The organism is Coleofasciculus sp. E1-EBD-02 (assembly GCF_040218245.1).
GTDB lineage: Bacteria > Cyanobacteriota > Cyanobacteriia > Cyanobacteriales > Coleofasciculaceae > Coleofasciculus.
On the sequence record NZ_JAVJQN010000248.1, the window covers coordinates 38079 to 51709 of the forward strand.

A 13631-nucleotide genomic window follows, 5' to 3' on the forward strand; every position below is an offset into this window, starting at 1 on the left:
CTGCCAAACTTTGAAAAAATCCGCAGCCTCTTCTCCAGAGGTGAGAACTTATTTTTTCTTAACTTTTGTCATTGGTTATACTTAACCCTCCAAATCTAAATCCGGTTCAACACCAAGCGATCGCAATTGTTCTATCAATCTTGCTACCCGTCGCCTTTCTCGTTCAACTTCTTGCCTTTCTCGTTCTGAGGGAGTCAAAATCCAGTTGCTTTGTGCATCATACCAACGTAACCAGGTGCGATCGCATTCCCCATAGAAACCCTGCCACAGTCCTAACCCTAGCTGAATATCGTTCATCCACACACGCGGTTCGCTCAAGTCTAACTCGGTGTAACTACTACCCATTAACTGAAACGCTCTTAGCTGGTTCGTGCGACCATTAAACACGATGTAATAGGGAACGCGCAAAATACGTTCATAGACTTCCCACTTTGTCGGCGGTTGATTCGCTTCCCGCAGCGTTTGCCCCAAGTCTTCTTTTTCAGTACCCGGTGAAATCAGTTCTACCACGACAAAGGGATTAACTTCTTCTTGCCACACCACGTAACTCATGCGTAAATCCCGTTGTTCGTAGAGTCTATCAACCCCCACCACCGCAAACCAGTCAGGGCGTTTGTACCAATTGGGTTGGCGTGGATTGTAGTAAAGATTTAAATCGCTGGCAACAAAAATGCGATCAGTTGGGTAGTTAGGAGGATAGAAGGTATCTTCAAGGAAACGCGCTTGTAGTAGGTGATATTTGTCAGGCAAACCGGGTTCCTCTGGGTCTTCGCTTTTGAGATCGTACATCGTGGGCAAAACTTTTTTCGGGTCTTGAGGCGGGTCAGTTTGAAACATGGTTTTTGTCATTGGTCATTGGTCATTTGTCATTTGTAAGGCTTTGAGGATTATTTATTAACTTAACAGGGTTGAGTTTATTTCCACCAATATGTAGAGACGTTGCATGCAACGTCTCTACAATGGTGCCGAAAGTCCTAATCGATGTGTCTACTGCTATAACGCCCCTGCTGCCGTTCGGTCGAAAATATCTCCAGAAAGGTGAGTTGTAATATTCATCGCCTGGACGACAGGTAACTTCTCTAACCCTTGACCATATTCAATCACACTCACACCACCATTCCCTTGTTTAATACTCCAGAATGATTCTGAACTCAATCCCAAAACATGGCAAAGAATAACTTTATTAATCGCATCGTGTGCCACAACTAAACCCGTCTTGAGTTCTGAGTCAGCCATCCCAGCTTTGACCTGAATCATCCTATCCCAAGCGGCTGTAGCCCTCTCCCATACTTGGTTTAAATTTTCACCATTGGGCATTTGTACCGTCGCTGGAGCAACTTTCCATTGATGCAATAAATCGGCATATTCTTGATTAATTTCTGACTCTAATTTCCCCTCCCAAAGTCCATGATTAATTTCGCGAAACTTTTCCTCAAGTTCTAGCGTAATACCACTGTGATACTGAAGAATTAATTCAGCCGTTTCCTTGGGACGTAACATCGGACTGGTAACGGCAAAATCAATCGGAATATCCTTAAGAAACTCAGCCACCTGCTGTCCCTGTTGACGCCCATTTTCATTTAACGGGACATCAATCCCGCCTTGGAAGCGGGAGACGCGATTCCACTCGGTTTCTCCGTGACGTACCAGCAGCAGACGCAACCCCCGATTACTGGGGCGAGGCGTCGGTAACGGCGTACCAACATGAGAGGTTTGATTGAGAGACTCTAATTGCACGGGTTCACCCCAACCGCCCGTAAAATTCAGAACATTAATACAACAATTGGATTGTAAGACGGACTGGTAACGGGCGGGAGAAATACCCAAAGCGCTACTCAGCAAACAGCGATTGATGCCATTGTGTGCCACGATTAAAATTGTGCCATCTTGGTGGCGAGGTAGAATCTCTTGCCAGAATTGCTGCGCTTGTTGATAAAGTGCCAAGACAGGAAAATGCTTCCGGGTTCCCTCCGACGTAGTGATTTCCATATAGAAATCTTCCGGGCGTTCTTTCCAGCACCGATAATCTTCCGGGAATTTTTTCCGGGCGTCGGATTTAGCCACTTTTTCCCACAAGGGTAAATCAACTTCCATCAGGTTTTCTGATGGTTGAAGAGGGGGTGAGCCAGATAAATAAGGTAGAATGACCTCTGCGGTCTGCTTCGCTCGTTGGAGAGGAGAGCAATAAACAGCATCAAGGCTCAAGCTACTGAGGGCAGCACCCACCTTACGGGCATCATCAGCCCCTGTTTCCGTTAACACGGACTCATCACAGCGTCCTTGAATGAGTTGCTGGGCATTATAGCTGCTCTGACCGTGCCGTACAATAATGACGCGAGTAGTCAATCCTTTTGCTCCTATGTGACCAATTGATGAACAGTAGCCAGATTAACCCAAATGCTGGTAGCATCCTTGGGGCATCTTCAAATATCAGGGTCATTTTTAGTTTAACCGCTCACCTGCGGTGCAAAAAGGCGAGGGAGCTGGGGAAGCTGGGGGAGCTGGGGAAGCTGGGGAAGATGGGGAAGATGGGGAAGATGGGGAAGATGGGGAAGATGGAGAAGATGGGGAAGATGGAGAAGATGGAGAAGATGGAGAAGATGGAGAAGAGGTTAATTTTTCCTGTGTATCTTCCTTATCAACAGGGTTTCAAGACTTCCCCGGAAAAGCCAGAATGCGACAGATTACATCTGAAACAAAAACAGTGAGCTTTGTTACTAAATATTTTTTTATAACGTTAGAACTTATGACTTATTATTTATGACTTATGACTTATTACTTTTTTTGGGGGGTTCATGAATACTGGGTTAGTGCTTAAACGGTTAATTTTAGCCGTGCTGACGGTGGCGGTACTCTTACAAGTCAGCCTTTCTTTAGTTGAAAGCTGGGGTCAGCCTCAAATTCAAAGTCGCTTAGAACTTTACCAAACCAATTTATTACTCCATGCTGCCGAAGGTCAGAGTTTAGCAACAGAAGGAGAAGAGGATTTAACGGCGGCGCGGAATGCATTACTCGGTAATAATCCGTTTGAAAATGCCCAAGAGCAATATAAACAAGTCCTGGAAACAGCTCAAACAACTCAATCGAAAATTATCGCCAAACTGGGACAACTGTCCTCAAACCAGGATGTGACGACATCTATCGGTGATGAGCTGGCTAAACCGCAAATGCAAATCGCTCCCATTGACGAGGCTCCGATGACCTCTCAGCAGCGAAAGCAGTTGCAAAAGTCATTATCTCAGACAGAACAACTTATTGATGAACTGAATGTGCGGTTGGGACTGCTGCAAGCTCAACAGGGTAGAACAGAGATAGCAATTCAGACGTGGAATGAGTTGATTGAGCAAGAAAGACTGGAAAGTACCGCTCCAGCAACGACGCCATCCGCCAAAACTGCCGCCATATTAGCAGGTCTTTGGAGTGATCCGCCTCGAATTTTACCCGATGCAGAATCAAAAATTCAACAAAATTTAGATAGCTGGTTCCAGTATCGGGCATTGTTCCAGCTTTATCAATTGCAACAGCGTCAAGATGCCTTAGTATCCTTACAAGCTCAAGAGAAAGAGAGAGCAAAACAAGCCCTAGTCAAGTTAACTCTAATTAGTGCCATTCCCGGAATAGGCGGTCTTGTCGGGGTGGGACTCTTGCTATTTTTGCTGGGTCAGTGGTTACTTCAGGGAGAGCGATCGCTCCTCGCCACCAACAGCACTATCCGGTGGGATACGCCTTGGGATGGAGAAATGATTTGGCAAGTCTTGATTCTGGGCTTTTTCTTTATCGGTCAAATCCTCCTACCTCTGTTTATCCTGCCTCTTTTCCTCGGCTTGTTCAATCTGAATCCGGCTAGTTTTACGGTAAGAATGCAGGCATTCTATGTTTTAATGACTTACATTGTGCTAGCGGCTGGAGGATTGGGAGTCCTTTACCTTTCGATCAAGGATTTTTTACCCTTGCCAGAGGATTGGTTTCGGATTAAATTACGCAGAAAAGGGATTGTTTTGGGATTAGGTGGCTACCTAGTGGCTCTACCACTGGTGATTTTAGTCTCACTCCTGAACCAGAAATTATGGCAGGGGCAAGGAGGAAGTAATCCGATTCTTTCTCTAGTGCTAGAAGGACAGGATACAGTCGCTATTGTGATATTTTTTAGCACAGCTTGCATTGCTGCACCCCTGTTTGAGGAATTCATGTTCCGAGGGTTTTTATTACCGTCGTTAACGCGCTATATGCCTGTTTGGGGTGCCATTGTCACCAGTAGTCTCGTCTTTGCGATCGCACATCTGAGTTTGTCAGAAGTCCTCCCCTTAGCCACGTTAGGCATTGTGTTGGGAGTTGTGTACACGCGATCGCGCAATCTTGTCGCCCCCATGATCGTTCACAGTCTCTGGAATACGGGGACGTTATTGAGTTTAGTAATTTTAGGCAGTGGTGGAAATTGAGGAAGTATGGTTTGTAGGGGCGGGTTTATGGGCTTTCGTTCCGCTATTGATACTAACCTTTGTTCAAAACCCGCCCTTTCCCAATGTAGGGGCGGGTTTATGGGCTTTCGTTTCGCTATTGATACTAACCTTTGTTCAAAACCCGCCCTTTCCCAATGTAGGGGCGGGTTTTACAACTATCGTTTCTTCCCTCACCCAAATGTAACTAAACCCGCCCCGACTGTTCTTTGTTCTCTATTCTCTGTTCCCCGTTCCCTATTGCCTATTGCCTATTGCCTATTGCCCATTCCCTAAAAAAACTATTCCCTATTGCCTATTGCCTATTGCCTATTGCCTATTGCCTATTCCCTGTTCCCCAAATAGCGATCGCGCCATCATTACTCCCACTCACCAATATCTGTCCATCATGACTAAAGCCGAGGGAGAAAATCGAACCCGAAAACCCTTCCAACATCGTCATCAACTCACCCGATTCCAGATTCCATAACCCTAATCTGCCATAAGGACCTAACGCACTGGCTAAAATGTTACCCGACGGATGCAGCGCCAAGGCATTGACAAACACAGGTTTAGGATTTTCCACTGGTGTCGAAACTAATTCCCCAGTTTCGGGATTCCAAACATTAATGGTTTCAGCAAAACTCTCACTCACCAAGACGTTTCCATCCTGATTAAATGCCAATGCTCTTAAAGACTGAGGATGCTGGAGGATATGCAGGATTTCTCCACTCTGCCAATTCCATAGATGAATGGTACCGTCCTCAGAACCACTAGCCAGGAGTTCTCCATTGGGACTAAACACAAGAGAGAGGGTTAAATTTTCAATCTCAAATTGAAGCAGTTGTTCACCTGTTTCTACATTCCAGAGGGCAATTTCTGAGACAAACCCTAACCCTTCTCCTCTTCTTCCACTAGCCAGAGTTTTTCCATCTGGACTAATTGCCAAAGAGGGAATCATGCCTTCTTTTTTCTGGAGAGTATTGATCAATTCGCCAGTTTTCAGATTCCAGAGTTTAATGGAACCGTCCTCAATACCTCCCCCACTCACTAATTTTTCTCCATCTGGACTAATGGCGAGAGCAGTAACTTGATCCGAATGTCCAGAAAGCGTCCGCAAAGGCTGACCTGTATTTAGGTTCCAGAGTTTAATCGTTTGATCATCACTACCCGTGGTGAGGAATTGTCCATCTTGGCTAATCGCGATCGCACCTACGGCATCTGTATGTCCCTTAATATTACGCAACAATTTGGCATCTTGCCATGGTTGAGTCGGCGTAGCGGCGATGAGAGTAGCATTGCCAGGATTTGGGGATACAGACAGCGATCGCGGCACATTGGTTACGATAACTGACAGTACAGTTATAACCGTCAGTGCGACGATAACCGCATAAGAACTTGACCGACGACTCATAGTTAATCCTTGAGAACAACACCATCCCACCGGAATGGGTGAGATTGTTCCCTTAGACGACAGATAATGCCAAAAAGTATCCCATAAATATTATTCCCGTGCCAACAACAGCACAAAAAATTAGAGAAATTAATTCGGAGACGGTATAACTTACAGAGAATCCAGGCATCGTGAAACTCCAAAACTACGGTAACGATGCCATGATCACTTGGAATGGATCAATCTACCTCATACTTTTGGGTTAAATTAAATAATCTGGCTGAGAAATTTAATGAATATTTAATCTTTCCGCAGGATTAGTTGGACGTGGTTGGCGAATAATCATTACAGTCTTTGTCAACACTCCGGCTAACTCGGCAATCCAAGCCGAGGGAATTTCGGAAATCAGATTAGCATCCAACCAGAGAGATAATTGATGCAAGATGGTCGTGGCGCGATCGAGGGGAGCAGGTATGACCACAATTGATTGTAACGTTTCGCAATATTCCCGGCGTTTCTGAAATGCTTGCTGGCGTTCAGTGTATGTAGTAGGCGCATAAAATTCCACCTCCCCAATTGCATACACTGACGTACAATCAACGTCAAAACTACTGCCCACAGCAGCACCGGGACCGACAAAATCAGCATAAAACCGTTTTTGGATAATTAAGCCTCCCCGACAGTCAGGTTTAATCGCCAGCAACTGTCCACTTTTGAACAAATCAAGGGGAACAGAGGTACAAGGAGAGTGGGTTGTGGAATAAGCAGAAGGATCGTTAGTTGGATGCATAGCTCACCTGACAGCAGCAGATCGATATCTAATACTGGGTTGTATCTCTCACTGTCAGGGACTTATGCAATGAGGTATTGTAAAGTTTCAATAACAATATAGTCAGATAAGCTGTTATGTTGGGTAATATATAGGCATAAAACTCTCAGATTATGCTAAAAAACTATGCAAAAAAAGGAGGTGATTTATGAAGAACAAGAACAGTTGTTAACTATTAACCCAAAATGAAAAGATAGCAGCGATAGATTTAGGCATAGATAATTTGATAGCTGTAACTTCAAATCAACCGGATTTTACTCCTTTGCTGATTAATGGCAGACCGTGAAAAAGTCTAAATCAATTTTATAACCAACGTCGGTTCCTACAATAGTTTACGAAAAGCATTCCCAAATGCGTTTAACCGCTATGGGATAGAGAGGTGCGTAGTTCACCCAAGGAGAATTAATCTCTCAAAGTAAAAGCGAAGGGAATTTCTGCAATGAAATTCAGTCTGTCTATATTTGACTATACTTTTACCAACTATCCCAGATCCCTGACTTCTTCAAGAAGTCGGGGATCTTGCTTGGATATACGAGGAAGGTTAGAGTCTAGATCAACTATTTGGATCGATCCCGTGGGAACGCAACAGTTCTTCAAGACGCTGCGATCGCACTCGTTCAGCGTTCAGCTTCAGCCCGTTGTCGTTCAGCCTCCAGTGTCTCTCACCTTCTTACTGGTGTTGGTAGAGTCGATGCTGTCGGTGAGAGTCGATGCTGTCGGTGATTGCGTTCAGCAGTGTACTCTGGGGCATTTCTAAACCCCTAGTGTTTTTATCTGGTGCTGTATGCTCTAATCGGAACGCTGGTGACGACGATTGTATTTGGTAAGCCCCTGGTGCGACTTAACTTTGAACAACTCAAGCGGGAAGCAAATCTCCGGTTTAGCTTGGTGCGAATTCGGGAAAATGCCGAAGCGATCGCGTTTAGGGTTCTGGGTACTCTCCGCGATCAATTGCTCTATCCTAACACCGACATTGAAGTTGAGGAGCAACACTTGCAGCAAGTTTTAGAGCAGGTGAATTTAGCAGGTTTAGATGAACGGTTTGGGGGGTTTGATGCCGAACAGGATTGGGCAGATGTCCTCTCTTTGGGCGAACAACAACGGTTAACGTTTGCCCGGTTGCTGCTGAACCAACCCAAGTACGCTATTCTGGACGAAGCGACCAGTGCTTTGGATCTGGGGAATGAGGAACGGTTATATCACCATTCTATAAAACCGGATTTAGTAAGTATTTTCACTACTAACTGTTAACTGTTCACTGCTATACCTAGACATCAATCCTTTACACTGTACTAATAAATGTTAACAAGCCTCAAACCCTTATTTTGAAACAACGACTAGATACCTTATTAGTAGACCTTAACTTATGCGAATCCCGACAACAGGCACAACGGCTGATTCGGGCGGGAGAAGTGCGGGTTAATCAACAGCTTGTGGATAAACCGGGAACTGAAATAGAGACAACCGCCGAGATTAAAATTAATGAAAAATCCCCTTATGTTTCTAGAGGTGGGGAAAAGTTAGTCAAAGCCTTAGACGAATTTGGTATAGCGGTAGCCGGACGTATTTGCTTAGATGGCGGTATTTCCACGGGAGGCTTTACCGACTGCTTACTGCAAAAGGGGGCAAAACGGGTTTACGGTGTTGATGTGGGGTATGGACAAGTTGCGTGGACATTGCGAAATGATGACCGGGTGATTTTGAAGGAACGCACGAATTTACGCTATTTGCAACCTGCTGATTTATATGGAGAACCCCTCGGAATAGACAAAGAGGATAAGGAGGAGATTTATCCAGATTTAGGGGTTGTCGATGTGTCGTTTATTTCCCTGACAAAAATCCTAGAAGCCTTGTGGAACCTGCTACAAGCGCCGCGTGAGGTGGTGTTACTGGTGAAGCCACAGTTTGAAGTGGGACGAGAACGGGTTGGCAAAAAGGGCGTAGTGCGCGATCCTAAGGATCAGGCTGGCGCGATCGCACAAATTTTACTAGCTGCCCAGAATTTAGGTTGGGTCTATCAAGGCTTAACCTGGTCACCTATTACGGGTCCTGCGGGTAATATTGAATATCTGCTCTGGCTAGGAATGGATAGTCAAATTCAGAGTCCTGATTTAAGTGAAATTCAAGACATCACTCAATTGGCTACCACTTACTTTCGAGAGAAACAATGAACTAAGATTCCCTGGGTTGGTAGTCGCAACAGTTATCACAAGGACCTAACGGATTCACCGCACAGCGGATATAAGCCGAACGAGCATTAAATCGACAGGTAATATCACCAATTAAATAACCAACCCCTTCCAGATAATATTGATCAGGCGGTAATGGATTTCTTGGCAGTACCCTAGCCGTTGTTGATGCTTGAATCGAGTTTCTTAACCGGATTTGCGCTTGTTCCTTTGCTCTATGCATCACCCATATCGAAAGCAGTGGGGGGGTCAAACCCAAGACAAACACAATAATTGTCTCGAACATGGTTTTTCCTCCCAGGTGACTCTACCTAACCTCGTAATCCCCCATTATACCTAATTAGAGCTTGCTGCACAAACTCAAAACCCTTAGCTATCAATACTTTGAGCTTTATTTACAGAGGGTTTTCTTCTAGGAAATGGCGTAGCATCCTTCATAAGGATGGCATCACCTTGCTCAGGAAAAATGTACCCTTGCTCCCCCAGCTCCCCCAGCTTCCCCAGCTCCCCCCAGCTCCCCCTTACCACAACACTTATTCAGCAGCCCCTAATTAGGGCTTGTGGGGGAGGATGTCAACTCACCATCTGATAGACTGACTCCTCAATTCGCTCCTGAATGTCCGGCATATTCTCAAAACCGCGTACAATTTCTCTCATTCGCACCTGCTTAGCTTGGAGCGCTGTTTGTAACAGTTTCATGGCTTCCTTTGGCTTACCGCACCCGCAAAAAAATAAATCAGCGGCAAAATAACCATGTTCGGGCCAGGTATGGATGGCAATATGAGACTCCGCCAATGTCGCTGTCGCCGTGACTCCGTGGGGACTAAACTGGTGTACACATAAATCAATTAGAGTGCCTTCTCCAACAGAAATCGCATCAATTAAGGCGCGGCGAATTCCCTCAGGATCATTGAGAAGGTCTTCAGGCGCTTCCCATGCGTCAACGACCAGATGAGTTCCCACTTGTTTCATTCTACTTGATTTACTCCACCCAATAAGATTTCAAAGACTCTATTTATAGCATAGACTTAATTCAGTCCTCAATGGCACTCTTTTGTTCCTTAGCACAGCATGGCGTAAATTTACCAACCCTTCAAATCAGTTGTACCTCGGCATGACAACAGAAGTTTGACAGACGCCAGATATTGCGTCTATACATGACTCCTGACTTCCGCCTAGGGGTACTATTCGCTACAGTCAAGCCGCTCTATCCAACTTCATCTATTGATTAGGGTAACAAATAAATTATCCCTTGGAGCAAATAACCCCGATTTCCGAGATCATTGAACTTGGTTCTATGCCGCCCAATAATTTTGCTTTAAAACGTCCATCACAATCTACTCCTAAAATCATCTATCTTAAGCATGACCCGCTTAAGTTATAAATGGAGCAAACCTTCCCCACATTTCTCCACTTAATTATCTCTCAACCTAGAGTTGTTGACAATCTCATTAGGTGAGAAAATCTCTCATATAGCGCTACGCGCTCGGCAATGGGCAATAGGCAACACCTCGACTTCGCTCGGTGTGTCATAGGCAATAGTGAAGACAAAAGCTTACCTGACAAGGGATTGAGCGTATTTGAATTTTTCTTTTATGTCCTAACCTTAGGGCGTAGTGCTATAAAGCACCCGGAAAGTTAGGAACTCCAGTTAGACCTGAAAGTTGATCGCTAACCTGCTACCCTAAGTTTGGGGTCTTATTTGACTCAATGGCGACGTGATAATAGTCAACTATCCCACACTCACCTTAGGGAGAGAACGCGGCTGGCGGGAAACCGAAAGTCTTGTTGACCCGCCTAAGTTCCTAACCACTGGAACTAAGGTATTGGGATCATGACACCCACAAATGTGTACCCGTTTGCAATTCTATCGTCTGAAGTTAAACCCTTTAAGGTGGATGCCAGGTTTTGCTAACCAGAAAACTGCGATGAATTCTATATTTTCACCCATTCAAAAAGTTCTAATCACATGGTTGCTGGTGTTAGTAACAGGTTGGGTTACGCTGAGTGCGCTGAGTTATGTGGGCGAAATCATTAGTATTTTGCTCACGGCATCTCTAATTGCATTTTTGCTCAACTATGCCGTTCGGGTACTGCGACCCTTCTTACCTCGAACAGTGGCGGCGATTTTGGTTTATTTAGTCGCGGCGGTTTTTGTTGTCTTCATTGCCCTCACCCTAGCACCACCCGTATTTAATCAAGGACGGCAATTAGTGACTCGGTTTCCCGAATTACTCGAACAAGGGCAACAGCAATTAGTGGACTTTCAAACCTGGAGTATGGAACATAATTTGCCCTTTGATGTGCGAATTTTAGGGTCTCAAATGTTGGCACGTATTCAAGCTCAAGCCGAAGCGATCGCGTCAACGGGTTTGGGCTTAGTTGTGGGGACATTTAGCTGGTTTATCGACTTCATTTTAGTCCTCGTCCTTTCGTTTTACATGCTCATTGATGGTGAACGATTATGGCGCGGTATTACCAGTATTGTCTCTACCAAAATCCGTTATGGATTAACTCAAGCACTGCAACGCAATCTTCAGCGGTTTGTATCGGGTCAACTCTTGCTGGGGTTATTTATGGCAACAACATTAACCTTGGGCTTCCGTTTATTACAAGTGCCGTTTTTTCTGCTGTTTGCTGTCTTTATCGGCTTGATGGAGATTATTCCCTTTGTTGGTGCCACTCTGGGAATTGCTACCGTGGTCATTGTTGTCGCCTTTATTGATTGGTGGCTAGCCTTGGAAGTCTTGGGATTATCTGTTGCCTTGCAACAGGTCAAAGATAATATAATTGCTCCGCGAATTATGGGCAACTTAACGGGTTTATCGCCCGTGATCATTCTAACGTCTTTGTTATTGGGGGCTAAAATTGGCGGAATCTTGGGCGTCATTCTGGCGATTCCGGTGACGGGTGTGGTGAAAAGTTTGGCGGAAATTGTACTTGACCCCACGTTACCGCCTCAGACGGGAGACTTTTTCTCCAATCCGTTGAATGAAAAAAAATCCCAGAATACTTTGGCTATCGCTGCTAATACCGATGCTGATTCTGACAGTTCTAGTCAAGAGGCTCAGGGAATGGAACAATCAGAGACAATTTAAGCACGCTCCTTAAGCCCTCAACTAAAGTTGGGGCTAAAAGCTTAAACCCGTTAAAACGGGTTCAAAGACTTACCGATTAAGGTGAATAGCACTGAAATAATATGAGTTCGTAGTCGGCACGAAGCGTGCCTCAAGCGCTGAAGCGCTCACTACAAACGCTTAAGTCAGTGACATTCTTCTTAAGGTTAGCGACATTCTCCTTAACCTATTTAGAGCGAACAACCTCTATACTAACGGGGTCAAGATAGGATCTCAGCATAAACCATGTCCTACCAGCGAGAAAAACAAGTTGCCATCCAAGCTGTAACGGCTGCGGCTCAATTATGTGAACAAGTGCGTCAGGAAGAGGGTTCCTTAACCCTAACCAAACCCGATCGCTCTCCGGTGACTGTGGCTGATTTTGGCACACAAGCGGTTATATGTCGGGTATTAGCCGAGGCGTTTCCCGGTGATTCCATCGTGGGTGAGGAAAACTCTAGCTTGTTGCGACAACCGGCGATGACGCAACAGTTGACAGGGGTGACTCATTATGTTAAATCCCAGATTGCTGAGGCAACACCGGAAACCATTATCACCTGGATTGATCGGGGTACGGGTCAAGTCGCCGATCGCTATTGGACACTTGATCCGATTGATGGGACAAAAGGTTATGTCCGGGGTGACAATTACGCGATCGCCTTAGCGTTAATTGAAGACGGGGAGGTGAAACTGGGGGTGTTAGGATGTCCGGCGATTCCGATTCATCCCCATCAACCGGATGGCGATCGCGGCGTTCTGTTTGTCGGTGTCAAAGGACAAGGAACAACCCTAATCCCCCTCGCCGGAGGTCAACCTCAGACAATTCGTGTGAATGAATGCGATCGCATTGAGTCGCTTCGATTAGTCAAAAGTGTAGAATCGTCTCATGGGAACCCCGAATTGCAAGCCGCTATCACTCAATCCCTAGGTTTTACAACCCCCTCCCTCCAGATTGATTCCATGGTCAAATACGGCATTATTGCACGAGGGGAAGCCGATCTCTACATCCGCTTACCGTTTCCCCTGGAGTCCTCCAAACGGCAAAATATATGGGATCATGCGGCTGGTGTGGTTATCTTGGAAGAAGCTGGGGGACGAGTCACCGATATGTATGGTAAACCCTTAGACTTTGCCTGTGGAACTAAGCTGTTCAACAATCAGGGGATTATTGCCAGTAACGGGGCGATTCATGATGCGGTATTAGCCGTCGTAGCCCAGGAGATTCAAGCCTCTGAGACATCCAAATTCATACCCTAATCTAACCCAAGAAGGCTTCAGGACTCAAGGGGCGGGTAAGACAGCTAAAAAGGAGACAGGGTGTAGGGTGTGGGGTATGGGGTGTGGGGTTAGAAACTGTAACATAATCCCCGATCATACCTACTCATGTCTATTCAAAAATGAGTAGGTATTTTAGTCGGAAACATTTTTGGCTGTCATTGTATACAATACCCGAAGTTGCGTTGACAGGTCGAATCAATGGCTACTATCACATACTGCAAAGGACTTCCCACCCCAGCAATTGAGTTAAACCCAATGGGTAAAACTCAATTGGAAATGTTCCTAGCTGAATACTCATCTATATTCCATGTCTGCGTATGTGAGACAGCCAATCATCTCCTCTGGGATAATAAATTCAACAAGTCTCAATGGAATACACATTTACAGCAG

The 13631-nt window shown here is 45.4% G+C and carries 12 protein-coding genes and 4 pseudogenes; 10 read left to right on the forward strand and 6 right to left on the reverse strand.

What is annotated here, in order from left to right:
* Positions 1-81: 81 nt before the first annotated feature.
* Both RIC07_RS36265 and RIC07_RS36270 read right to left on the reverse strand, forming a co-directional pair.
* Positions 82-837: a Uma2 family endonuclease gene (locus RIC07_RS36265; protein ID WP_446398747.1), complete on the reverse strand. Its 756-nt coding sequence runs from the start codon at positions 835-837 to the stop codon at positions 82-84.
* Between the two features lie 156 nt (positions 838-993).
* Complete coding sequence (locus RIC07_RS36270; RefSeq protein ID WP_446398738.1) at positions 994-2346, reverse strand: histidine phosphatase family protein; 1353 nt, start codon at positions 2344-2346, stop codon at positions 994-996.
* Positions 2347-2464: 118 nt separating this feature from the next.
* Here RIC07_RS36270 and RIC07_RS36275 point away from each other — a divergent pair, with 118 nt between their 5' ends.
* Together RIC07_RS36275 and RIC07_RS36280 are read left to right on the forward strand one after the other, a co-directional pair.
* On the forward strand, positions 2465-2764 hold the full coding sequence (locus RIC07_RS36275) for a hypothetical protein (protein ID WP_446398739.1): 300 nt from the start codon (positions 2465-2467) through the stop codon (positions 2762-2764).
* 31 nt (positions 2765-2795) lie between these two features.
* The gene (locus tag RIC07_RS36280) at positions 2796-4439 is read left to right on the forward strand and encodes a CPBP family glutamic-type intramembrane protease (protein WP_446398740.1); all 1644 of its coding nucleotides are present in this window, start codon (positions 2796-2798) and stop codon (positions 4437-4439) included.
* A gap of 334 nt (positions 4440-4773) precedes the next feature.
* On the opposite strand, the gene RIC07_RS36285 is transcribed toward RIC07_RS36280, so the two are convergent.
* Together RIC07_RS36285 and RIC07_RS36290 are read right to left on the reverse strand one after the other, a co-directional pair.
* Complete coding sequence (locus RIC07_RS36285; RefSeq protein ID WP_446398741.1) at positions 4774-5850, reverse strand: WD40 repeat domain-containing protein; 1077 nt, start codon at positions 5848-5850, stop codon at positions 4774-4776.
* Positions 5851-6118: 268 nt separating this feature from the next.
* Positions 6119-6619: a hypothetical protein gene (locus RIC07_RS36290; protein WP_446398742.1), complete on the reverse strand. Its 501-nt coding sequence runs from the start codon at positions 6617-6619 to the stop codon at positions 6119-6121.
* A 177-nt stretch (positions 6620-6796) separates the two neighbouring features.
* Here RIC07_RS36290 and RIC07_RS36295 point away from each other — a divergent pair.
* The 5 genes and pseudogenes from RIC07_RS36295 to RIC07_RS36315 all read left to right on the forward strand — a co-directional run.
* Positions 6797-6941 (forward strand): annotated as a pseudogene (locus tag RIC07_RS36295) (RNA-guided endonuclease TnpB family protein); the annotation flags it as partial.
* Between the two features lie 291 nt (positions 6942-7232).
* Positions 7233-7415: a hypothetical protein gene (locus tag RIC07_RS36300; protein WP_446398743.1), complete on the forward strand. Its 183-nt coding sequence runs from the start codon at positions 7233-7235 to the stop codon at positions 7413-7415.
* Positions 7416-7462: 47 nt separating this feature from the next.
* Positions 7463-7522 (forward strand): annotated as a pseudogene (locus RIC07_RS36305) (hypothetical protein); the annotation flags it as partial.
* Between the two features lie 57 nt (positions 7523-7579).
* Positions 7580-7864: pseudogene (locus RIC07_RS36310) on the forward strand (ATP-binding cassette domain-containing protein); the annotation flags it as partial.
* Positions 7865-7980: 116 nt separating this feature from the next.
* Positions 7981-8829: a TlyA family RNA methyltransferase gene (locus RIC07_RS36315; protein ID WP_446398748.1), complete on the forward strand. Its 849-nt coding sequence runs from the start codon at positions 7981-7983 to the stop codon at positions 8827-8829.
* 1 nt (position 8830) lies between these two features.
* Here RIC07_RS36315 and RIC07_RS36320 read toward each other — a convergent pair whose 3' ends face one another.
* Both RIC07_RS36320 and speD read right to left on the reverse strand, forming a co-directional pair.
* Entirely contained in the window at positions 8831-9133 is a 303-nt protein-coding gene (locus RIC07_RS36320) for a DUF6464 family protein (RefSeq protein WP_044204624.1), read from the reverse strand.
* A gap of 287 nt (positions 9134-9420) precedes the next feature.
* Positions 9421-9819, reverse strand: a complete 399-nt coding sequence (gene speD, locus RIC07_RS36325; protein ID WP_006098518.1) for an adenosylmethionine decarboxylase — start codon at positions 9817-9819, stop codon at positions 9421-9423.
* Positions 9820-10775: 956 nt separating this feature from the next.
* Between speD and RIC07_RS36330 the strand changes: the two genes are divergently transcribed.
* From RIC07_RS36330 to RIC07_RS36340, 3 genes and pseudogenes are all read left to right on the forward strand, one after another.
* Positions 10776-11945 (forward strand): AI-2E family transporter, encoded by a 1170-nt coding sequence (locus RIC07_RS36330; protein WP_446398744.1) that lies wholly within the window; start codon positions 10776-10778, stop codon positions 11943-11945.
* Between the two features lie 264 nt (positions 11946-12209).
* Positions 12210-13220, forward strand: a complete 1011-nt coding sequence (locus RIC07_RS36335) for a 3'(2'),5'-bisphosphate nucleotidase (protein ID WP_446398745.1) — start codon at positions 12210-12212, stop codon at positions 13218-13220.
* 219 nt (positions 13221-13439) lie between these two features.
* Positions 13440-13631 (forward strand): annotated as a pseudogene (locus tag RIC07_RS36340) (hypothetical protein); the annotation flags it as partial.

Coding starts and splice junctions, on each gene's coding strand:
- RIC07_RS36280 (WP_446398740.1), top strand. CDS start 2,796: ATGAATACTGGGTTAGTGCTTAAACGGTTAATTTTAGCCGTGCTGACG.
- RIC07_RS36320 (WP_044204624.1), bottom strand. CDS start 9,133: ATGTTCGAGACAATTATTGTGTTTGTCTTGGGTTTGACCCCCCCACTG.
- RIC07_RS36335 (WP_446398745.1), top strand. CDS start 12,210: ATGTCCTACCAGCGAGAAAAACAAGTTGCCATCCAAGCTGTAACGGCT.
- RIC07_RS36290 (WP_446398742.1), bottom strand. CDS start 6,619: ATGCATCCAACTAACGATCCTTCTGCTTATTCCACAACCCACTCTCCT.
- speD (WP_006098518.1), bottom strand. CDS start 9,819: ATGAAACAAGTGGGAACTCATCTGGTCGTTGACGCATGGGAAGCGCCT.
- RIC07_RS36285 (WP_446398741.1), bottom strand. CDS start 5,850: ATGAGTCGTCGGTCAAGTTCTTATGCGGTTATCGTCGCACTGACGGTT.
- RIC07_RS36330 (WP_446398744.1), top strand. CDS start 10,776: ATGAATTCTATATTTTCACCCATTCAAAAAGTTCTAATCACATGGTTG.
- RIC07_RS36265 (WP_446398747.1), bottom strand. CDS start 837: ATGTTTCAAACTGACCCGCCTCAAGACCCGAAAAAAGTTTTGCCCACG.